Below are 18,507 nucleotides of genomic sequence, written 5' to 3' on the forward strand. Positions count from 1 at the left end.
AACGCACAATGACAGTTGCCCTTCAGAATACCGCGGCGCATCCGCGCCCCTATCTGGGCAAGATCGGCACGCGCGGGCGCGAACGCCTGCTCAACGCCCTGGCCTATTCTCTGCTGATCGTGGCGATCGGCATCGTCTTCATTCCGCTGCTCTGGATGCTGAGCGTCTCGCTTCGGCCGAATCTCGAGGTCATGCGGATGCCACCGGACTGGCTGCCGCAGGTCTTCACGCTCGAGGGCTATGTGAAGATCTTCACCACGCCGCGCTACTTGCTCGTCTTCCTCAACACGATGGCGGTCTCGCTGCTGGTGACGGCGCTGTCGCTGGTTCTGGGGGCGATGGCCGCCTATGCGCTGGCGCGCTTCAAGTTCGCCGGGCAGCGCACGGTGCTGATGTTCCTGATCACCACCCAGATGTTCCCGCTGGTGCTGCTCTGCATCCCCTATTTCCGGATCTTCATCACGCTGGGGCTGTATGACACGCGCACCTCGCTGGTCGTCGTCTATCTGACCTTCACCCTGCCCTTCTGCATCCTCATGCTGCGCAGCTATTTCATCAATATCCCGCGCGACATCGAGGAGGCGGCGATGGTCGACGGCTGCTCGCGCCTGGGCGCGATCTTCCGCACCCTGATCCCGATGTCCTATCCGGCCTTCATCGGCGCCGGCCTCTACACCTTCCTGCTCGCCTGGAACGAGTTCCTGTTCGCGGTGGTGCTGATCGAATCCTGGGAGAACCGCGTGCTGACCATGGCGATCTACAGCCTGATGGCCGAGTTCGTCACCGACTGGAACACGATGATGGCCTTCTCCGTGCTGGCGAGCCTGCCGCTGGTGATGGCCTTCATCTTCCTGCAGAAATTCATGGTGCAGGGCATGACCGCCGGCGCCCTGACCTCCTGACTGGCCTGCCTGAAGATCAGATCGCGTCCGGCTGCCGGTCCGGCCGCGCCGAGATGAAGGCCGGCAAGCCGGCGCAGGCCGCGTCGATCGCGACGAGCCGCGGGAACGGCGTCAGGTCGAGCCCGAAACGGCGGGCGCTGCCGATCTGCGGCACCAGGCAGAGATCGGCGAGGCCGGGAGCCGCGCCGAAGCAGAATGGCGCAGCACTATCCGGCAGCAGCGCCTCGCAGGCGGCGAACCCGTCCGCGATCGCCGTGCGAATCCATCCGGCCACCTCGTCTTCGGACCAGCCGGCTGCCCGCAGGCGCTTGAGGACCTTCAAGTTCTGCAGCGGATGGATGTCACAGGCGATCGCCAGCGCGAAAGCCTCCACCTGCGCCCGCAGCACGGTATTCTCCGGCAGGAGCGGCGGCTCGGGATAGCTCCGGTCGAGCCAGCCGATGATGGCGAGCGACTGGGTCAGGACCGTGCCGTCGTCGAGCTCCAATGCGGGCACGAGCGCCTGCGGATTGACGGCGCGATAGGCCTCGTCGAGATGCTCGCCCGTGCGCAGATTGTGGATGCGCGTCTCGGGCCGGACGGATTTGAGCGCCAGCGCGATGCGCACGCGCCAGGCGGCCGAGGAGCGGAAATAGCCGTGAAGCAGCATGGTTGCGTCTCCTCCCGTCGGCGCGCCCGCGGCCAGGCCGCCTCAAGCAACGAACCGCAGGCGCATTGATATTCGCCTAGGGCAGATAAGGCTCCATCCCGTGCTGGATGTGCTCGCGCAGCGCGGCCTTCGCGCCGTCCAACTCGCCGGCGCGCAGCGCAGCGATGATCGAGTCGTGCTCACGGACGATCATCTCCAGATTGTCGGGCCCCTTGCCGTAGAGCGTCTGCGCCACGCGTTGATGGTAGCCGAGCGTGCGATAGGCGTCGTCGATGAAAGGGTTCTCGGCGAGCCCGACGATGATGCCGTGGAAATGCGCGTTCAGGTCGATGAAGTCCCTGAAGCTCGCGAATTCGGGGCCATACTGGCCCGCCCGGATGCGGTCGTTGATCGCGCCCATTTGCGCGATGATGCCGTCGGTCAGATTCGAGAACCCTTCCTGGAGAGCGCCGAGCTCGACGATCAGCCGCGCCTCGAAGAGCTTCTTCATCTCCAGCGGTTCCGGCGCCGGCGCGATCCGGTAACCCTTGTTCGATTCATGGGTCACGAGGCGCTCGACCTTGAGCCGCGCGAGCGCCTCGCGCACGGGAATCAGGCTGACGCCGAATTCCGCCGCCAGCTTGTCGATCACCACGCGCTCGCCGGCCGGCATCAGGCGGTCCGTGATCCGCCGATGCAGCTCGTCATGGATCTGGTCGACCAGGTTCGACCGCCGCAAGGGGTCGCCCGGCATGCGGGCGCCTCCGTCGGAGGAAGAGGGAACTGGCTCGCGCATCATCTCGACCATGAATGTTCTTCATCGCCTTTAGAGCAGGTTGCCGACAAGTGGAAACCTGCTCCCCGCAGCCGAAACAGGTCGTCACCTCGGCTAGGTAGCAAACCATTTGTCGCCACGCCGCTTGCCATCATAAATCATATATGATTTATGATCTATGAAATGAACAGCAATGGATGAAGCGACCGTGCCGGCCACAGAAACGAGCAGTTCCGTATTGAGCGGAGTCAGGGTGCTTGACCTCACCATCGCCATGGCGGGGCCACTGGCCACGTCGCGGATGAGCGATCTCGGCGCAGAGGTCATCAAGGTCGAATCGCCGACGGGCGATTTCTCCCGGCAATGGCCGATCGACGGCTACCGGCACGGCCAGGAATCCAGCGCCTTCCTGATGCTGAACCGGGGCAAGCGCGGCATCTGCCTGGACCTCAAGCAGGACGCCTCGAAAGCCGTGCTGCAACGGCTGGTCGAGCGCTCCGACATCCTGGTGCAGAATTTCCGCCCGCGCGTCGCCGCCAAGCTCGGCATCGACTTCGAGACGCTCCACCGCATCAATCCGAAGCTCGTCTATGTCTCGATCAGCGGCTATGGCGACGAAGGGCCGATGGTCGACCGTCCCGGGCAGGACCTGCTCGTCCAGTCCTTCTCGGGCCTCGCTTTCAATGCCGGCACCGATGACGGCCTTCCCCATCCTTCGCCGGTCTACATGGTCGATACCTGCGCCTCCCATCTGGCGACGGAGGCCGCGCTCGCGGGCTATATCGAGGCGCTGCGCACCGGCCGCGGCAGGCAGTTCAAGGTCTCGCTTCTGGCCGCCGCACTGGAGATCCAGATCCAGGAGATCTCGACCTATCTCAATACGGGCCGGCTCGCGCCACGCTCGCAGCGGCCCTTCGCCAGCGTCTATATGGAGCCGCCCTACGGCATCTACCGCACGGCCGACGGCTTCCTCGCGATCGCGCAGGCGCGCTTTCCCGCCCTCGCCGAGGCCTTTGGCGACCCCTCCCTCGCCAATCTGGGCGAGATCGCGCCGCCGCATGCCGAGACCGCTGCTCGGCGCGTCTGGCGCGACAAGGTCGCGAGCCAGATCGCAGCCCATATCAGCGCCCACCGAACCGAAGAGCTGATCGACCGCCTGACCCCGCTCGATATCTGGGTCAACCCGGTCCACAGCTATGCGGACCTCGCCGGACATCCGCAATTCGCGCCCTTCCTGACCGAGATCGAGCATGCCGGCGGGCCCTATCGCACGCTCGCACCGGCGATCGACACCGGCGAGAGGCGCAAGCTCAGGACAGCTCCACGGCTGGGCGAGCATACCGACGAGGTGCTCGCGGATCTCGGCTTCGGCAGCGACGAGCGGCAGGCATTGCATATGACGGGAGCGGCACGATGAAGCCGGAAATCTATCTGGAGCAGGACGGCAACGTCGCCGAACTCGTGCTCAACCGGCCGGCCAAGCTGAACACCATGACGCCGGACATGTTCGCGCTGCTGCGCGAGCTGAGCCAGCAGATCGCCCAGACGCCGTCCATCCATGCCGTCATCCTGCGTGGCGAGGGCGAGCGCGCCTTCTGCGCCGGCACCGACGTCAACACCTTGAAGGAATACGAGGATTTCTGGGCCTGGCGGAACCGGATCGACTATGTGACCCAGATCCGCACCATTCGCCAGCCGGTCATCGCGGCCCTGCGTGGCTGGGCACTGGGCGGCGGGCATGAGCTCGCCGTCGCCGCCGATATCCGCATCGCCGCCCGCAGCACCGTGCTCGGTTCGCCCGAGGTGGCGCTCGGCTGGGTCGGCGCCGGCGGCACCTCGCAATTCCTTCCCCGGCTGATCGGCTATGGCCAGACCATGCGGCTGCTCCTGAGCGGGCAGCGCGTTCCGGCCGAGGAGGCCTTGCGCATCGGCCTGGTCGAGGAGGTCGTCGATGACGGGCAGGAACTGGTCCGAGCGCGGGAGCTGGCGCGGCAGATCGCGAGCTATTCTCCCGTCGCGACGCAGGCGACAAAGGCCGCGGTCCGGGCCGGCATGGGCAATCTCGACCATGGCCTCCAGATCGAGAACGAGCTGATGGCGCTCTGTTTCGCCGCCGGAAACGATAAGGCCGGCGCGGAGCTCTTCCGCGGGCGGAAATCGTCATGACGGAGACAAGAAACCCCGTGCGGCTGCGCGGCATCACCTGGGGCCATCGCCGCGCCATCGACCCGCTCGTCGAGGCGAGCCGCGCCTTTGCCGCCAGGCATGGCGGTGGCGGTGCCGATTGGTCCGTCCGCGACCTGCGGGCCTTCGAGCATCAGCCACTGGCCGAGGCGATCCGCGAATGCGACCTGCTGGTCTTCGACCACCCATTCATTGGCGAGATCGCCGAATCGGGCCTGTTCCTGCCGCTCGACGACGTGCTCGCACGGGTCGAAGGCGGCGCCAGCGAGGCGAGCTATGCCGGGCCGTCGCTCAGGAGCTACCGCTGGCGCGGTCAGGTCTGGGGCGCGCCCGTCGACGCCGCCACGATGAACGCCGTGCTGCGCGCGGACCTCGTCCAGCAGCTCGATTGCCCGCTTCCCGTGACCTGGGAGGATGTCGTCGCGCTCGGCCGCGCGGCCCGGCGGCGCGGCCTCTGGCTCGGCCTCGCCAATGGCGACCATCACGGCTTTCTCGCCGCCGGCACGCTGATGCACAATCTCGGCGCCGGCTGGACGACCACACCCGAAGGCGGCCTGCGCTTCGACCTCGCCCGCTTCCGCGAGGCGCTCGAGGCGCTCGAGGAAGTGAATGCCTATGCGCATCCTGATTGCGGGCATTTCAACTCGATCGCGCTGCATGACGCCATGTCGTCGCGCGACGACCTTGCCTATTGCCCGCTGACCTATGGCTACGCGACCTATGGCGAGGCCGATTTCGGCCGACGCCGCCTCGCCTTCGCCGCAGCGCCAGGGCTCAAGGCACCCCATTGCGCCGGAACGCTGGTCGGTGGCGCCGCCGTCGGCATCACGGCCCATTGCGCCGATGTCGAGGCAGCCAAGGCTTATGCCGCCTTCCTGCTCGACCCGGAGGTCCAGCGCGGCATCTTCGCGCGCCATCACGGCCAGCCCGCCACGGCCTCTTCCTGGACCGACCCCGTCATCGACAAGGCATTCAACGGCTATTTCTCCGCCGTCGGAGAGACATTGGCGCGAGCCGCGATCCGGCCCCGCTTCAAGGGTTACGGCCTGTTCGAGAAACGCGCCGGCGCCCATGTCGCCGCCTTCCTGCGCAAGGAGGCGGGCATGACCCCGACGCTCGAGGCGCTCGCCCGGCTGGTCGAAGAGACCGGCGCCGAGCGGCTCGTTTCGGCTTGAGCGGCGGAGGCCTGTCGCCGAGCCAAAAACCGTAGCAGACACGAATGGAGGCAGCCGCCTCCCAAGACCAACGAGACCGGTTCAAAGAGTCCGGCAACCAGCACATTTCCCGGGGAGGAACACATGAAACTATCTCGTCCCGCCAGAACCTGCCTGGCCCAGATCTGCCTCGCCGTCGCGGCCTTTTGCCTGGCCGCGCCGAGCCAGGCGCAAACCGTCCTGCGCATCGGCACCGGCCAGGCCGCAGCCGAGCTCCAGAACGTCATCCTGCAGCAGGTCGCGGACCGGGTGAAGGAACGCACCGGCGGCAAGCTCGTGCTGCAGCTCTTTCCGGGCGGCCAGCTCGGCAGCGAGCGCGACGTCCACGAGCAGGTCAAGATGGGCGCGCCCATTCTGACCATCGTCGATTCAGGCTATTTCGCCAATTACACCAGCAAGGATGTCGGCCTGCTCTCCGCGCCCTTCGTCTTCAAGGACTATGGCGAGGTCACCAAGCTCTTGAGTTCCGATCTCGCCAAGGGCTGGCTCGCCCAGGCCGAGAAGAACAACATCAAGATGCTCGCCTTCAACTGGTATTTCGGCGAGCGCCATATCGTCGGCCGCAAGCCCTATCCGAAGGTCGCCGACCTGGCGCATGTGAAGTTCAGGCTCGCCCCGATCCCGATCTATATCGATTCCTTCAAGGCGCTCGGCGTGGCGCCGGTGACGCTCGATTTCGCCGAGGTCTACAGCGCGCTCCAGCAGGGCGTCGTCGACGCGGCGGAAGGGCCGTTGGGCTCGATCTACAGCTCCAAGCTCTATGAGCCGACGCCCTTCGTGACCCTGACCGGCCATATCAAGCAAGTGCTCGGCGTGATGATGCACAAGAGCGTTTTCGACGCCCTGCCGGCGCAGACGCGCGCCATCCTCGTCGAGGAGATGCAGGCGGGCGGCGAGCGCTACAGCAAGCAGGGCACTGAGCGGCAGGCCGAGCTGCGCGCGCAGATGGAGAAGGCCGGCGTCAAGTTCGTCGAAGCCGATCTCGAAGGCTACAAGGCGGCGGTGACGCCGCTCTATGGCAGCTACAAGGCCGGGAGCGCCGGCATGATCGAGAAGGTGCTCAAGATCATCGGCGCCCAGATGTGAGGCGCGCGGCCTTACCGGCCACGTCCCTCCTCGCGAAACCACGCCCGGCGCCGATCCCCGTCGCGGATCGGCGCCTCCTCTTTCGATGCAGCGGGTATCTTCATGCCGATCATGCGCCTGGTACACTGGCTCGAGACCCATCTTCCCGGTCTCCTGCTCGCGCTGATGACCCTGCTGGTGATCGTCGACGTTCTCGGGCGCTATGTCCTGAACATGACCTTCGCCGGAGCAGCCGAGGTCGCGACCGCCCTGTTCGTCTGGCTCGTCTTTCTCGGCAGCGCCGGCGCGGTCCGCAAGTTCCAGCATATCGGCATCGAGGGCATCACCGCCTTCATTCCCAAATCGGCCCAGCCCTGGCTCCAGCTCGCGGTGTCGGGCTCGATCCTGGTGGTCTCGGTCCACATGGCCCGGATCAGCTACGACCTCAGCATGGCCTCGTGGGAGCGGGAGATCGACATGGTCGGGGTCCCGTATTTCTACGTCTATATCGTCATCCCGGTCAGCTTCGCCCTGATCGCGGTTCATTCGCTCGTCCAGGTCGTCGACATCCTGAGGAACTGGAGCGAAGCCGAATGCGTGCGGATCAAGACCCGCACCGACGCGGAGGTCTGACGTGACGCCCCTGCTTTGCGGAATCATGGTCCTGATCGGCTTCGGCATGCCGATCGCCTTTGCCGTCCTCATCCCCTGCGCGCTCTACTTCATCGCGTCCGGCCTGCCGGACGCCCTGTTCGCGCAGCGCATCGCGGCCGGCACCGCCTCCTTCCCGCTGCTCGCGATCCCGTTCTTCGTCCTTGCCGGCGAGATCATGCAGCGCGGCGGCATCGCCCGCCGGCTGATCGATGTCGCCAGGGTCTCGGTCGGGCATATGCGCGGCGGCCTGGCCCAGGTCGGCGTCCTCGGCGGCGCCCTGATCAGCGCGATTTCCGGCTCGGCCACGGCCGACACCGTCATCCTCGCCAAGACCGTCTCGCGCGAGATGGTCAAGGAAGGCTATCCGCGCGGCTTCGCCGCCTCGGTCGCCGCGGTCGCCGGCGTGCTCGGGCCGATGATCCCGCCGAGCATCATGATGATCCTCTACGGCCTGATGGCCGAGGTCTCGATCGGCCGCCTGTTCATGGCTGGCGTCCTGCCCGGCATCGTCATCGCGATCGCACTGATGATCGCCAACCTGATCGTGATCAGGCAGCACGCCATCGAAATCCCGCTGAAGCCCAAGGCGACGGCCGGCGACCTCTGGACCGCCGTGCGGCGCGGCTTCTGGGCCCTGATGTTCCCGGTTTTCGTCTGGATCGGCCTGCGCGGCGGGCTGTTCACGCCGACCGAGCTCGGCGCTTTCGTCGCGCTCTACTGCCTCGTCATCAGCGTCTTCGTCTACAAGGAGCTGAAGCTCGCCGACCTGCCCGGTATCTTCCAGGAATCGGCGCTGCTCACCGCGATCATCCTGTTCATCCTGGCGACCAGCACCGGGCTCAACTACGCGATCGCCTGGGAGCGGCTGCCGCAGACGATCGCCTCCTGGTTCCTGACGGCGAGCGACAACAAGTTCGTCATCCTGATGATCATCAACGTCCTGCTGCTGGTCCTCGGCCTGGCGCTCGAGGGGCCGCCGCTGCTGATCATCCTGACGCCGATCCTGGTTCCGCTGATGAACAGCCTCGGTGTCGACCTCGTGCATTTCGGCGTCATCCTGGTCTTCAACCTGACGCTCGGCGCGCTGACGCCACCCGTCGCGACGCTGATCTTCGTGGCGAGCACGGTCGTCGGCTGCACATCCTCCGAGTTCATGAAGTATTTCTGGACGATCTTCGGCGTGCTGCTGCTGGCGCTGCTGCTGATCACCTATGTCCCGGCGATCAGTCTCTTCCTGCCGAACCTGATCTATGGCTGAGGCCGGGTTCGCATCGTGCATCGTCGAAGTGGGGAAATGGCGTCCCGGAAGGGATTCGAACCCCTGACCTACGGTTTAGGAAACCGTTGCTCTATCCTGCTGAGCTACCGGGACGCACGCGAAACCGTGTAGCATAAAGCGCATGCGGGTGAAGCCTCTTCTCGTCGCGCTGGCGGGCCTCGTCGCCCTCGCCGGCGGCGCGCGGGCGGATGATTACTGCGCGGATATTTCGACCGAGACGCCGGCGGTCACGCTCGCGGGCGTCGACGCCCATGGCGACCCGCTCCTCGCCGATGGCCGCCGCCTCCGCCTCGTCGGGCTCGCCCCGCGGCAGGGTGCGGCGGAGGCGGCGCGCTTCGCCACAGCCCTTGCGCTCTGGCGCGATCATGATCTGCGGCTCGTCCTCCTCGGCGAACCCGATCGCTGGGGCCGCCTGCCAGCACGGCTCGTGGTCGCGCCCGACACGCCGGATGCGCAGCCGCTCGATCTCGCCATCGCGCTGGTGCGCGCCGGCGCCGCCTGGCATTTGCCCGATCCTGCCAGCAACGTCTGCGACATGGCCTTGCGCACGACGGAGGCCGCCATCGCCGCCTCCGCGCGGACAGGTGGAACGGCGCCGCAGGCCGGCGCCGTCGATGGCCACGATGTCGCCGCGTTGAAGGCGCAGGCGGGCCGGATCGTCGTGCTGGAAGGGCGCGTCGCATCGGTTGGCGAGCGGCCACAGCGTTCCTATCTCAATTTCTCGCGCCGGCGCGGAGCCGGAGCGTCGATCGTCGTGTCGCGGAGGCTCTGGCGGGAGATGCAGGAAGCTGGCTGGACCGCCAAGGCGTTGACGGGTAAACGCGTACGTGTGCGAGGCGTGCTGGGGGGACAGGACGGGCTTGCGCTCGAGTTGACAGCGCGCGCAGCCATGGAGCTGATCGATTAGAACCATGCTGCCCCTTCGGCGACAGAGTATTCCCGGTACCGGGAAGCGGCTGGCGACGCTGCTTGTGCCCGCCTTTCTGCTGGCCGGCTGCCTTGGCGAGCAGAGCGCGCTGCTGCCGCCGGAACGACCGGCCGACAGCGAGCTCGCGCCGCGCATCACTGCGGTCCAGCGCGCCTCGGATCGCGAGCATCTGCGATTGATGGCGGCCTTCGGCGGCGAGTACCGCGCCCCGAACGCGCGTGCGCTGCTGGGCGAGGTCGTGGCGCGGCTGGCCAAGGCCGGCGAAGGCCAGATCGGCGCCTACGAGATCACCATCCTGAATTCCCCGATCGTCAACGCCTTCGCCCTGCCGAACGGCCGGCTCTATGTCACGCGCGGCCTGCTCGCGCTTGCCAACGACACTTCGGAGATCGCGTCCGTGCTGGCGCATGAGATCGCCCATGTCACGGCCCGCCATGCCGTCGAGCGGGCGGAAGCCGAGCTCGAATCGGCGCTGGTCACCCAGGTCGTGACCCAGGTCCTCAACGATCCCGCGGCAGGCGCCTCCGTCCAGGCCGGCTCCAAGCTCTCGCTCGCCCGATTCTCGCGCCAGCAGGAATTGACCGCGGACCAGATCAGCGTGCGCAACATCTCGCGTGCCGGCTACGACCCCTATGGCGCCGGGCGCTTCCTGGCGGCGCTCGGCCGCAACACCAGCTTCCGCAACAGCGCGCAGGGGCAGAGCAGCGGCGACAAGCGGCTCGACATCCTCTCCAGCCATCCCTCGACGCCGGAGCGCGTGGCCGCGGTCACCGCCTCCGCCCGCCAGATCGGCGCACCCGGTATCGGCGAGCGCGACGCGGCGCGCTGGCTCGCCGCGATCGACGGCATCGCCTATGGCGACGACCCGAGCGACGGCGTGGTGCGGGGCAAGCGCTATGTGAACAGTTCGCTGCGCATCGGCTTCAGCGCGCCCGAGGGCTTCGATCTCGAGGCCGCGCGCGACATGGTGATCGGCGTCAGCGGCAACGGCGCGCAGGCGCTGCGCTTCGACTCGGTGACGCTCAAGCAGGGCCAGACCCTCGAATCCTATGTCGCCTCTGGCTGGATCGACGGCGTCGAGACCGGTCCGGTCGAGAACCTGGACCTCGCCGGCCACCCCGCGGTGCTGGCCAGCGGCAAGGGCACCGACTGGACCTTCCGGCTGGCGGCGATCCAGGCCGGGAACCGGGTCTATCGTTTCATCCTGGCCGCACGCGGCGGCGACCCGGAGCGGCCGATGCGCGCCGTGCTCGACAGTTTCCGCATGCTGACGCCGGGTGAGGCTCAGGCGGCACGGCCGTTGCAGTTGCGCCTCGTCAGCGCAACGGCCGGCGATACCCCCGCCACGCTCGCCGCGCGGATGGCGGCGCAGGACCGGGCGCTCGAACTCTTCCTGCTGTTGAACGGGCTCGACCGCAACAGCCGGCTGACGCCCGGCCAGCGCTACAAGATCGTCTCCGAGTAAGCGCAGCCCTGCGCTCTCAGCCTGAGGAAGCGCTGGAACAGCAATAGCCCTTGCCGGCAATCTGGACTGGCGGGCAGGGGACGGAGCCAAATGAACAAAAGACGCAGTAATCGCCGGGATGCGGTTTCAGAAGCGTTCCGCATCCCTCGCACTGGTGGAAGAAACGGCATGCATCGGTCGGCATGGCCTCGTCCGATTGATGACCGCAATTCGGGCATGTCAGGGTAGCGATGAGCTGCATCGTCGTCGTCCCGAGCCGAACTGGTATTGGCTCGATTATACGGCTACCAGGCAGAGTCTGAACATAAAAAAACCCGGCGGTCGCACGCCGGGTTTCTGTTTTCCGGAAGAGGGTTGCGCCTCAGGCGGCCTCTTCCTGCAAGTCGTCGTTGTCGCTTTCCAGATCGGACTCGGCAGCCTCGGCTTCGCCTTTGGCGGCGCGGCGCGGTGACTTGGCGAGCTGGCCCTCGATCTTCTTCAGGGCCTCGGTCTCGGTGATGTCGTCCACCACCGCGATCTCGCGGGTCATCCGGTCGACCGCCGCCTCATAGAGCTGGCGCTCGGAATAGGACTGCTCGGGCTGCGCCTCGGAGCGATAGAGATCGCGCACGACCTCGGCGATGGCGACGAGATCGCCCGAATTGATCTTCGCCTCGTATTCCTGGGCGCGACGCGACCACATGGTGCGCTTGATCCGGGCGCGGCCGGTCAGCGTGGTCAGCGCCTTGCCGACGATCTCGGTATCGGCAAGCTTGCGCAGGCCGACGCTCGCAGCCTTGGCGGTGGGAACGCGCAGGGTCATCTTGTCCTTGGAGAAGCTGACCACGAAGAGTTCGAGCTTGAAGCCGGCGACTTCCTGCTCCTCGATCGCCGTGATCTGGCCGACGCCATGAGACGGGTAGACGACGAACTCGCCCGTCTTGAAACCCTGGCGCACAACAGCTTTCTTCACAGTGGACATGCCGTTACGACTCCTGACCGGACCGCTTGACGCGGGCTCACGATTATCCGCCCCCGGCCGGGATGACCGGAGACACTCTGCCTGACGCGACGGGCTAAATCAGGACCCTTCGCCTCACGCTCCCTCAGTCGATTGTCTTTTGGCCACCAGACACGGAAGACGCCATGCTCCGGCTTCTGCCGGCGGCTCTCGCATTCCGTATCGAAGGGGGCGCCCCGTTTTGTGAAACCTCGCAGGGGCAGGCGGAACGAATTCGACTGTGCAGCTTGTGTAGCACAAAAAACACGCCGAATCAAAGGTAAACGCCAATCCGCACCGGGGCCGCTTGCCGCAGCACCGGAGTGGTTAACGTTCCAGACCCGATTCCCTGAGCGCCGCGGACGGCCCGTTCAGTCGCCCTCGCCGGGCTCCGGCGAGAAATGCGCGTCGAGCTTGCCGGGCACCCCGTCGAACTCCTTGGCGTCCGGCGGTGCATCCTTCTTCTGGGTGATGTTGGGCCAGCTCGACGCGTATTTGGAGTTGAGCTGCAGCCAGCTTTCGAGGCCGGGCTCGGTGTCGGGCTTGATCGCCTCGGCCGGGCATTCAGGCTCGCAGACGCCGCAATCGATGCACTCGTCGGGATGGATGACGAGCATGTTCTCGCCCTCGTAGAAACAGTCGACCGGACAGACCTCGACACAGTCCATGTACTTGCACTTGATGCAGTTCTCGGTGACCACATAGGTCATGTCGCAGGTCCCTTCCGGTCCGCCTTTCGGTTCTTAAAGACCCGGAAGGCGGGTGTTTCAAGGCCGATATCCAGGCCTCGGCAGCAGAAAAAATCTCTCTCAGACGCCCCGGATGGAAGTTCCTTCCGGTCGCCCGTGGCCAGCATCCGGCAGGCCGTCCGCCCGACCCCGCGCTCTATCCGGTCGGGTCGTCATCCGCAAGCGGCGCATCGCCGCGCTCGTCCTGTCCCAGCCGCTCATAGAGCAGGCGCGCCTCCTCATAAGGGCCGCGCCGGCTCCCCAGCGCGACGAGGCGGACCACGATCGTCTCATGCGGCAGGGCCAGCGTCAGGACATCGCCCAGCTTCAGGGCGTGGGCCGCGTTCTCGATACGCCGTCCACCCACACGGACATGGCCGTCATCCACCAGGCGCACGGCTGTGGAGCGCGTCTTGGCGAACCGCGCGAACCACAACCATTTGTCCAGGCGCTGGCGATCGTCCCGCAATGGCCGCCCTTCCGGCTAGGCTCTACCGCTTGCCCTCGAGCTGCGCCTTCAGCGCCGCAAGCTTGGCGAAGGGCGAATCCGGATCGGGCTCGCGCTCGACCGGACGCGGCTTGGGCTGCTGGAAGCGCTCGCCGCGATCCTCGCGCCGCGGCCCTCCCGGCCTGCCGTCGCGCTTGAAATCGGGCCTCGGCCCCCGCCCCTGCTCGGGACGGCCGTTGCGCTGCGGCTGGTTCCGGCGCCCCTGCTCGCCCTCGCGGGCCGGCCTGTCCTGGCGCGCAGCCTCCGTCGCACCGGCCTCTGCGGCAGGCGTGCTCGGGCCCCCGTCGCGCCGGCGCTGGTCCGGGCGTCCGCCGCGATTGGGGCGCCCGTCTCGGCCTGCCCCGGGCTGGCGCTCACCGGGCGCACCGTCACGGCGGCCGCGCCCCGCCTGTTCCGGCCGGCGCCCGCCCTGATGACGATGCGGCCGCCAGACCTCGATCTGCTCCGGCTCGGCGGCGATGCCCGCTTCGGCAGCGATGCTCGACTCGGCCGTGACCGCCGCCGTCGCTTCCGCGGCGATCTCGGCCGCCGGCACGATATCCGTGACCGGCAAGGCCGACATCGCGTCGGCCGGCACCGCCTGCGGCGCCTGCTCCAGTTCGGTCTCGGTCAAGATCGGCGCATCCGGTGTCTCCGGAGCCGGGACCTCGGGCAGGATGGCCTCGGGCACGGCCGTCTCGGGCAGAATCGTTTCGGCAACGACTGCCTCGGCCGCTTCGCCGACAGGCGCGTCAACCGGCTCGGAGATGGCGCTTTCGCTCGCGGCCTCTTCCGCGGGCGGCGCAGCCTCGGCCGTCTCGCTCCCTTCGGCATTCGGCAGTTCCGCCGTGTCAGTGGCCGGCGGCGCTTCCGCCACGGCCTGGACCGGCTCCGTCGCGGCAACAGGCAGCGCCGCGAGCGGCACGGTGATCGCCGGTCCGACGCGCTTGACCGAGACATAGCCGAGCGAGCGCAGGATCGAGGCAAAATCCTCTCCGGCGCAGCCAACGAGCGAGGTCATCGCGCCGGTGACGACGAAGCCGTCCTGGTCGGCGGCGCCGGTCGGTGGCGTGCCTTGCGTCTGGCCGGGGCGATAGGCGATGGCCGGGCGGATCAGGTCGGCGAGCCGTTCCAGGATATCGACGCGCACGGCGCGTTCGCCGCAGACGCGGTAGCCGGCGGCGCGATAGAGCCCCTTCGGCACGGTCTTGTCGACGGCGAAGGAGGTGCGCCCCGACGCCGCGAGATGGGCGATATCATCGAGACCCGAGGTATCCGGCCCGCCATGCTTCAACGCCCAGAGCTGGGCCGCGAGCGCGCGGGGAGCGGGCTTCAGCAGAGCCGGCACATAGAGGTGGAACGCGCCGAAGCGGATCCCGAGCTGGCGCAGGGCGGCACGGCCCTCCTGGTCGAGCGCCTTCATCTCCTCGCCGACCTTGGCACGCTCGAGCACGCCGAGCGCCTCGGCCGCCTGATAGGCGATGCCGCGCGCGATCCCGGTCACGCTCTCGGCGTTCTCCAGGAGCTGAAGCGCACCGAGCAGGCGCGTGATGTGGTTCTTGAGCCAGAGCGCGAGGCGCCCCTCGACCTGCTCACGCGCCGGCCCGGTCAGGTGCTCCTCGACCAGCAGGCGCAGGCGCGGCTCCAGGACCTTCTCGCCGGCGGTGAGCCGGGCGACCGGCTCTCCGACCCAGCGCACCAGCCCGTCATGCGACAGCACGAAGGCATCGTCGCCGGCGAGGACGACTCGCGCGGCACGCGCCTCGATCTCGCTGGCGAGCGCTTTCAGCGCCGCCATGTTCAAGGCCTTCGCCTCGGGCCCGCCGGCTTTCGGGTCCGCGGTGAAGCGAAAACCCTGCAGCATCCCGACATGCTGTCCCTCGACGAGCACATCGCCCGTCGTGGTGACCTCAGCCTCCAACATCGCATTCTCCCGCAAACGACGCATCAGCACGCTCGTGCGCCGATCCACGAACCGGCTGGCGAGCCTCTCGTGCAAAGCGTCCGACAGCTTGTCCTCTACAAGACGCGCCACCCCCTGCCAATGCTCCGGATCAGGCAACCAGTCGGGACGGTTCGCCACGAAGGTCCAGGTTCGGACCTGAGCGATGCGAGCCGAGAGGGTGTCGATCTCGCCATCGGTGCGGTCCAGCGCCGCGAGCTGGGCGCTGTACCAGTCGGAATCGAGCCTCCCATGCCGCATCATGCGCAGATAGAGCGTGGTCGCGAGATCGGCATGCTGCATCGGCGCGATCTTACGGTAATCGGGCAGCCCGCAGACCTCCCAGAGCCGCTCGACTCCGGCCCGGCCCTGCGCCAGCGGCTTGATGTCCGGGTCGCGGGCCAGGATTTCCAGCGTCGTCATGTCCTCGGCGATCAGCGCGCGCGTCAGGCCCTGCTCGCTCGGCTGCATGTTCAGGCTGTCGATCAGCCCCGGCACGGAGCGCAGGTCGAGATCGGAATTGCGCCATTGCAGCTGGCGAACCGGCTCGAAGCGATGATCCTCGATCCGCTCGACCAGTTCCTGCTCGAATGGCTCGCAGCGCCCGGTCGTGCCGAAGGTGCCGTCGCGCAGGTGGCGCCCGGCCCGCCCGGCGACCTGGCCGAACTCGGCCGGGTGGAGCTTGCGGAAATGATGGCCGTCGTATTTCGAATCGGCGGCGAAGGCGATGTGGTCGACATCGAGGTTGAGCCCCATGCCGATCGCGTCGGTGGCGACGAGGTAATCGACGTCGCCCGACTGGTAGATCTCGACCTGAGCGTTTCGCGTGCGCGGCGACAAGGCTCCGAGCACGACGGCCGCCCCGCCCTTCTGCCGCCGGATCAGCTCGGCGATCGCATAGACCTCCTCGACCGAGAAGGCGACGATGGCCGAGCGGCGCGGCAGCCGGGTGATCTTCCTGTCGCCGGCGAAGCTGAGCTGCGACAGGCGCGGGCGGGTGACGACGTTGACGCCCGGAATGAGCTGTTCGACCAGTGGCTTCATCGTGCCGGCGCCGATCAGCATGGTCTCGGCCCGGCCGCGCCGGTTGAGCAGCCGGTCGGTGAAGACATGGCCGCGGTCGAGATCGGCGGCGAGCTGGATCTCGTCGATGGCGACGAAATCGACCGCGAGATCGCGCGGCATCGCCTCGACCGTGCAGACCCAGAAGCGCGGCCGCTCCGGCTTGATCTTCTCCTCGCCGGTGACCAGCGCCACGGCGTCCGGGCCGACCTTGTCGACGACCCGTTGATAGACCTCCCGCGCCAGAAGGCGCAGCGGCAGGCCGATCATGCCCGTCGGATGCGCCACCATCCGCTCGATCGCCAGATGCGTCTTGCCGGTATTGGTGGGGCCGAGGACGGCGGTGACGCCCTGCGCGCGAATCGAGGGCGGAAGAGAGCGGAATGAGATCAAGACGCGACCGATCGTGTCATCCTGGCGGCCGCTGCGGAGAGGTACCCATCGCTGGGTCTCGCCGTGACGCCGCCCGAGGCCAGGAAATCAAGCTGAGGAACGAGTCCGGAACGAAGCAGGCCCGAATCGCTGACTCCGCCAGAATCGGGATTCGTTCCCGGCTAGACCTTGCGGCGAATGCCGCGCGCAGCACCATATCTGGAATCGTGACACTGGCAGGTTCGCCCTTGTTCGCGGGACATGAATGGCGAGGGCTGGTTCGCCATCCTGTCATCTAAGCCTTCCCCGGCGCGAAACGAAGAGGCAGCGCAGAAACGCGTGCGACGGCGCTGCGCGATCGTGCTTCGTCGCTCAGTTCTTGATGGCGCTCGCCGTCACGCCGGGATCGACCTTGAAGCTCGATGCCTCGATCACCGCGGTCCCGACCATCGTCCGCACCGAGATGCGGACCGGCACCATCATGTTGGTGCCGGCGACCGGCGCGAGCCAGGTGTTGATGTCGCGATTCTCGGTCATGAACTTGGTGCTCGGCCGCAACGACCGATGCCCCGCGATCGGCACATAGCGCGCCTGGCAGATCGCGACGGGGCCGCTATAGCCGTCGAGCTTGACCTGGCGCGAGCCCGAATAGCTCAGCTTGATGTCGTAGCGCGCCGCGCCGTCGAAGATCGGCAAGGTGCGGTTGCAGGCCGCGTTGGGGCCGCCCTTGCCCTCGACCGGCATCAGGAAGGCGCTCAGCGGGTCGACCACATTGCGCTTGTGGCTGTCGGTCAGCGGTACGCGATCCGGCTTGGAGTCGACCGGCGGCTCGACCGCGACCGCCTGAACCGCGTTGCCGTCGAGCGCCATGCGCACGGTCCGGCTCTCGCTGGAGCTGGCCGATGTCACCGCGAAGGTCGCAGGCGAAAGCCGCCCGCCGCTGACATTGCCGGTCGCGGCGCCCGAGCCGCGCCCGCCGGTGAAGCTGCCGACGAGACCCGTCAGCTTGGCGACGACGTCGATCTTGTAGCTGCCGCCATTGATGCCGCCGCTGAGATGGGCGGTACCGAGCGACAGGCCGAGCAGCGAGACCTCGTATTTCGCATCGAGCGACGCGGCGGCGGCCGGCAGGGCGCTGGAGGCCAGGGCCAACATGGAAAGACCAAGTCCGGCCAGGGACGACGCGATGGCGGGCTTCATCCAACTCCTCCGGACTGGCATGCTGCACGAGGGCATGCACTGCGAATCGGTCCGAATCGTGACCTCTTTCGCCGCGTTTGGCGAGTGGCCGCGCGGCCACGGTGGCGGGGCCCGCAAAACGCCGCCGGCCGCCGCTCTGCTTCTTGACGCAGGAGCCGGCCTTGGCTATAGACCCGCGACTTCAATTTGACTTCCGGTGCTCGTCGGCCGGCACGTCGCGTGTCGGCATTTTTGTTTGAGCCTGCCGGATCCAAGGGAACGATATCATGGCCCGCCGTTGCGAACTGACCGGGAAAGCCACCCAGACCGGCCACCTCGTCAGCCACTCGAACCGCAAGACGAAGACCGTCTTCCGGCCGAACCTCGTCAATGTCACGCTGCGCTCGGATGCGCTCGGCCGCTCGGTGCGCCTGCGGATTTCCGCCAACGCGCTGCGCACGGTCGATCATCGCGGCGGTCTCGACGCCTTCCTGGCCAAGGCCCCGGCGGGTGACCTCTCGACCGGCGCGCTCTCGCTGAAGCGCGACATCGAGAAGAAGCTCGCGACCGCCTGAGCGCGAGAATCCTCTCGGACTGAACGAAGCGGCCGCAAGGCCGCTTTTTTCGTTTGCGCACGCCGTACCCGTCATGCTCGGGCTTGTCC

18 protein-coding genes and 1 tRNA gene are annotated in these 18,507 nt (G+C 67.3%); 10 read left to right on the top strand and 9 right to left on the bottom strand.

Features of this window, described 5'->3' with window-relative positions; translation table 11 throughout:
• The first annotated feature begins 8 nt into the window (after positions 1 to 8).
• Positions 9 to 902, top strand: coding sequence for a carbohydrate ABC transporter permease (locus tag ACTIF2_RS06675; RefSeq protein ID WP_439496262.1), 894 nt, complete (start codon positions 9 to 11; stop codon positions 900 to 902).
• Between the two features lie 16 nt (positions 903 to 918).
• On the opposite strand, the gene maiA is transcribed toward ACTIF2_RS06675, so the two are convergent.
• Together maiA and ACTIF2_RS06685 are read right to left on the bottom strand one after the other, a co-directional pair.
• Positions 919 to 1,551 (bottom strand): maleylacetoacetate isomerase, encoded by a 633-nt coding sequence (gene maiA, locus ACTIF2_RS06680; RefSeq protein ID WP_439496263.1) that lies wholly within the window; start codon positions 1,549 to 1,551, stop codon positions 919 to 921.
• Positions 1,552 to 1,627: 76 nt separating this feature from the next.
• The gene (locus ACTIF2_RS06685; protein ID WP_439496264.1) at positions 1,628 to 2,284 is read right to left on the bottom strand and encodes a GntR family transcriptional regulator; all 657 of its coding nucleotides are present in this window, start codon (positions 2,282 to 2,284) and stop codon (positions 1,628 to 1,630) included.
• A 214-nt stretch (positions 2,285 to 2,498) separates the two neighbouring features.
• On the opposite strand from ACTIF2_RS06685, the gene ACTIF2_RS06690 reads away from it, so the two are divergent.
• The 6 genes from ACTIF2_RS06690 to ACTIF2_RS06715 all read left to right on the top strand — a co-directional run bounded on the left by ACTIF2_RS06690 (position 2,499) and on the right by ACTIF2_RS06715 (position 8,680).
• Positions 2,499 to 3,722 (top strand): CaiB/BaiF CoA transferase family protein, encoded by a 1,224-nt coding sequence (locus tag ACTIF2_RS06690; protein WP_439496265.1) that lies wholly within the window; start codon positions 2,499 to 2,501, stop codon positions 3,720 to 3,722.
• Positions 3,719 to 4,471 carry an enoyl-CoA hydratase/isomerase family protein gene (locus ACTIF2_RS06695; protein ID WP_439496266.1) on the top strand — a complete coding sequence of 251 codons (753 nt, stop codon included), beginning with the start codon at positions 3,719 to 3,721 and terminating at the stop codon, positions 4,469 to 4,471. The genes ACTIF2_RS06690 and ACTIF2_RS06695 overlap by 4 nt, the downstream gene beginning before the upstream one ends.
• Positions 4,468 to 5,664: an ABC transporter substrate-binding protein gene (locus ACTIF2_RS06700; protein ID WP_439496267.1), complete on the top strand. Its 1,197-nt coding sequence runs from the start codon at positions 4,468 to 4,470 to the stop codon at positions 5,662 to 5,664. Before ACTIF2_RS06695 ends, ACTIF2_RS06700 begins: the two co-directional genes overlap by 4 nt.
• A gap of 123 nt (positions 5,665 to 5,787) precedes the next feature.
• Positions 5,788 to 6,789 (top strand): C4-dicarboxylate TRAP transporter substrate-binding protein, encoded by a 1,002-nt coding sequence (locus tag ACTIF2_RS06705; protein ID WP_439496268.1) that lies wholly within the window; start codon positions 5,788 to 5,790, stop codon positions 6,787 to 6,789.
• A 102-nt stretch (positions 6,790 to 6,891) separates the two neighbouring features.
• The gene (locus tag ACTIF2_RS06710; RefSeq protein WP_439496269.1) at positions 6,892 to 7,401 is read left to right on the top strand and encodes a TRAP transporter small permease; all 510 of its coding nucleotides are present in this window, start codon (positions 6,892 to 6,894) and stop codon (positions 7,399 to 7,401) included.
• A gap of 1 nt (position 7,402) precedes the next feature.
• Complete coding sequence (locus ACTIF2_RS06715) at positions 7,403 to 8,680, top strand: TRAP transporter large permease (protein WP_439496270.1); 1,278 nt, start codon at positions 7,403 to 7,405, stop codon at positions 8,678 to 8,680.
• A 37-nt stretch (positions 8,681 to 8,717) separates the two neighbouring features.
• On the opposite strand, the gene ACTIF2_RS06720 is transcribed toward ACTIF2_RS06715, so the two are convergent.
• A tRNA-Arg gene (locus tag ACTIF2_RS06720) sits at positions 8,718 to 8,794 on the bottom strand.
• A 34-nt stretch (positions 8,795 to 8,828) separates the two neighbouring features.
• Between ACTIF2_RS06720 and ACTIF2_RS06725 the strand changes: the two genes are divergently transcribed.
• Positions 8,829 to 9,608, top strand: a complete 780-nt coding sequence (locus ACTIF2_RS06725; RefSeq protein WP_439496271.1) for a hypothetical protein — start codon at positions 8,829 to 8,831, stop codon at positions 9,606 to 9,608.
• Between the two features lie 4 nt (positions 9,609 to 9,612).
• Positions 9,613 to 11,094, top strand: coding sequence for a M48 family metalloprotease (locus ACTIF2_RS06730; protein WP_439496272.1), 1,482 nt, complete (start codon positions 9,613 to 9,615; stop codon positions 11,092 to 11,094).
• Between the two features lie 16 nt (positions 11,095 to 11,110).
• On the opposite strand, the gene ACTIF2_RS06735 is transcribed toward ACTIF2_RS06730, so the two are convergent.
• The 6 genes from ACTIF2_RS06735 to ACTIF2_RS06760 form a co-directional block, all read right to left on the bottom strand.
• The gene (locus ACTIF2_RS06735) at positions 11,111 to 11,335 is read right to left on the bottom strand and encodes a GDCCVxC domain-containing (seleno)protein (RefSeq protein ID WP_439496273.1); all 225 of its coding nucleotides are present in this window, start codon (positions 11,333 to 11,335) and stop codon (positions 11,111 to 11,113) included.
• Between the two features lie 120 nt (positions 11,336 to 11,455).
• Positions 11,456 to 12,055, bottom strand: coding sequence for a CarD family transcriptional regulator (locus ACTIF2_RS06740; protein ID WP_439496274.1), 600 nt, complete (start codon positions 12,053 to 12,055; stop codon positions 11,456 to 11,458).
• A 389-nt stretch (positions 12,056 to 12,444) separates the two neighbouring features.
• Complete coding sequence (fdxA, locus tag ACTIF2_RS06745) at positions 12,445 to 12,783, bottom strand: ferredoxin FdxA (RefSeq protein WP_439496275.1); 339 nt, start codon at positions 12,781 to 12,783, stop codon at positions 12,445 to 12,447.
• 175 nt (positions 12,784 to 12,958) lie between these two features.
• On the bottom strand, positions 12,959 to 13,270 hold the full coding sequence (locus ACTIF2_RS06750; RefSeq protein ID WP_439496276.1) for an RNA-binding S4 domain-containing protein: 312 nt from the start codon (positions 13,268 to 13,270) through the stop codon (positions 12,959 to 12,961).
• Positions 13,271 to 13,292: 22 nt separating this feature from the next.
• On the bottom strand, positions 13,293 to 16,682 hold the full coding sequence (locus ACTIF2_RS06755) for a helicase-related protein (RefSeq protein ID WP_439496500.1): 3,390 nt from the start codon (positions 16,680 to 16,682) through the stop codon (positions 13,293 to 13,295).
• Positions 16,683 to 17,036: 354 nt separating this feature from the next.
• The gene (locus ACTIF2_RS06760) at positions 17,037 to 17,864 is read right to left on the bottom strand and encodes a DUF3108 domain-containing protein (RefSeq protein WP_439496277.1); all 828 of its coding nucleotides are present in this window, start codon (positions 17,862 to 17,864) and stop codon (positions 17,037 to 17,039) included.
• Positions 17,865 to 18,130: 266 nt separating this feature from the next.
• On the opposite strand from ACTIF2_RS06760, the gene rpmB reads away from it, so the two are divergent.
• Complete coding sequence (gene rpmB, locus ACTIF2_RS06765) at positions 18,131 to 18,418, top strand: 50S ribosomal protein L28 (protein WP_439496278.1); 288 nt, start codon at positions 18,131 to 18,133, stop codon at positions 18,416 to 18,418.
• Positions 18,419 to 18,507 lie beyond the last annotated feature (89 nt).

The organism is Allobosea sp. (assembly GCF_051860145.1).
Classification (GTDB): Bacteria; Pseudomonadota; Alphaproteobacteria; order Rhizobiales; family Beijerinckiaceae; genus Allobosea.

Bases quoted from the DNA above. Each gene is read 5' to 3' on its own strand.
- ACTIF2_RS06740 (WP_439496274.1), bottom strand. From the start codon at position 12,055: ATGTCCACTGTGAAGAAAGCTGTTGTGCGCCAGGGTTTCAAGACGGGC.
- ACTIF2_RS06690 (WP_439496265.1), top strand. From the start codon at position 2,499: ATGGATGAAGCGACCGTGCCGGCCACAGAAACGAGCAGTTCCGTATTG.
- ACTIF2_RS06705 (WP_439496268.1), top strand. From the start codon at position 5,788: ATGAAACTATCTCGTCCCGCCAGAACCTGCCTGGCCCAGATCTGCCTC.
- ACTIF2_RS06685 (WP_439496264.1), bottom strand. From the start codon at position 2,284: ATGCCGGGCGACCCCTTGCGGCGGTCGAACCTGGTCGACCAGATCCAT.
- ACTIF2_RS06695 (WP_439496266.1), top strand. From the start codon at position 3,719: ATGAAGCCGGAAATCTATCTGGAGCAGGACGGCAACGTCGCCGAACTC.
- rpmB (WP_439496278.1), top strand. From the start codon at position 18,131: ATGGCCCGCCGTTGCGAACTGACCGGGAAAGCCACCCAGACCGGCCAC.
- fdxA (WP_439496275.1), bottom strand. From the start codon at position 12,783: ATGACCTATGTGGTCACCGAGAACTGCATCAAGTGCAAGTACATGGAC.
- ACTIF2_RS06730 (WP_439496272.1), top strand. From the start codon at position 9,613: ATGCTGCCCCTTCGGCGACAGAGTATTCCCGGTACCGGGAAGCGGCTG.
- ACTIF2_RS06710 (WP_439496269.1), top strand. From the start codon at position 6,892: ATGCCGATCATGCGCCTGGTACACTGGCTCGAGACCCATCTTCCCGGT.
- ACTIF2_RS06675 (WP_439496262.1), top strand. From the start codon at position 9: ATGACAGTTGCCCTTCAGAATACCGCGGCGCATCCGCGCCCCTATCTG.
- ACTIF2_RS06700 (WP_439496267.1), top strand. From the start codon at position 4,468: ATGACGGAGACAAGAAACCCCGTGCGGCTGCGCGGCATCACCTGGGGC.
- maiA (WP_439496263.1), bottom strand. From the start codon at position 1,551: ATGCTGCTTCACGGCTATTTCCGCTCCTCGGCCGCCTGGCGCGTGCGC.
- ACTIF2_RS06735 (WP_439496273.1), bottom strand. From the start codon at position 11,335: ATGCAGCTCATCGCTACCCTGACATGCCCGAATTGCGGTCATCAATCG.
- ACTIF2_RS06760 (WP_439496277.1), bottom strand. From the start codon at position 17,864: ATGAAGCCCGCCATCGCGTCGTCCCTGGCCGGACTTGGTCTTTCCATG.